Source organism: Anaerosalibacter massiliensis (assembly GCF_024623155.1).
Taxonomy (GTDB): domain Bacteria; phylum Bacillota; class Clostridia; order Tissierellales; family Sporanaerobacteraceae; genus Anaerosalibacter; species Anaerosalibacter massiliensis.
Genome location: NZ_JANJZL010000034.1, coordinates 1 through 1,433, shown reverse-complemented (window position 1 = coordinate 1,433; position 1,433 = coordinate 1). Strand labels below are relative to the sequence as shown.

Here is a 1,433-nt window from a genome sequence, read left to right as displayed (position 1 = left end):
CCACTCAAGTACCATCAGCGTTAGAAGGCTTAACTTCTGTGTTCGGTATGGGAACAGGTGTGACCCTTCTGCTATCGTCACCAGATAATGTATTAAATTGAAAATAAGATACACAGTAAGATATATTGGTCAAGCCCTCGACTTATTAGTATCTCTTAGCTAAGAATATTGCTACTCTTACACCTGAGACCTATCAACCAAGTAGTCTACTTGGAGTCTTACTCTTACGATGGGAAATCTCATCTTGAAGGGGGCTTCGTGCTTAGATGCCTTCAGCACTTATCCCTTCCAGACATAGCTACTCAGCTGTGCCTTTGGCAAGACAACTGATGCACCAGTGGTCTGTCCATTCCGGTCCTCTCGTACTAGGAATGGCTCTTCTCAAATTTCCTACGCCTACGACGGATAGGGACCGAACTGTCTCACGACGTTCTGAACCCAGCTCGCGTGCCTCTTTAATGGGCGAACAGCCCAACCCTTGGGACCTACTCCAGCCCCAGGATGAGACGAGCCGACATCGAGGTGCCAAACCTCCCCGTCGATGTGGACTCTTGGGGGAGATAAGCCTGTTATCCCCGGGGTAGCTTTTATCCGTTGAGCGATGGCCCTTCCATGCGGTGCCACCGGATCACTAAGTCCAAGTTTCCTTACTGCTCCACTTGTAGGTGTCGCAGTTAAGCTCCCTTATGCCTTTACACTCTATGCACGATTTCCGACCGTGCTGAGGGAACCTTTGAGCGCCTCCGTTACATTTTAGGAGGCGACCGCCCCAGTCAAACTGCCCGACTGACAGTGTCCCAAGACTGGATTCACAGTCTCTGGTTAGAACTTCAGCATTGCAAGAGTGGTATCCCAATGTTGACTCTGCTAAAGCTGGCGCCCTAGCTTCTCAGTCTCCCACCTATGCTGTACAAGCAATACCGAAATCCAATGTCAGCCTACAGTAAAGCTCCACGGGGTCTTTCCGTCCTGTCGCAGGTAACTCGCATCTTCACGAGTACTACAATTTCACCGGATCCCTTGTTGAGACAGTGCCCAAATCGTTACACCTTTCGTGCGGGTCGGAACTTACCCGACAAGGAATTTCGCTACCTTAGGACCGTTATAGTTACGGCCGCCGTTTACTGGGGCTTAAGTTCTGAGCTTCGCATACGCTAACTCTTCCCCTTAACCTTCCAGCACCGGGCAGGTGTCAGCCCCTATACATCGTCTTTCGACTTAGCAGAGACCTATGTTTTTGATAAACAGTCGTTTGGGCCTATTCACTGCGGCCAACTAATGCTTACGCAGTAAATGCTTCACCTTAGTTGGCACCCCTTCTCCCGAAGTTACGGGGTTATTTTGCCTAGTTCCTTAACAAGGGTTCTTCCGCACGTCTTAGGATTTTCTCCTCGCCTACCTGTGTCGGTTTGCGGTACGGGTATTTATATACT

At 49.8% G+C, this 1,433-nt stretch carries 2 rRNA genes; both read right to left on the bottom strand.

From position 1 onward, the window contains the following. Positions 1-85, bottom strand: a 5S ribosomal RNA gene (gene rrf / locus NSA23_RS16450); the annotation flags it as partial. Positions 86-125: 40 nt separating this feature from the next. Further along, a 23S ribosomal RNA gene (locus NSA23_RS16445) occupies positions 126-1,433 on the bottom strand; the annotation flags it as partial.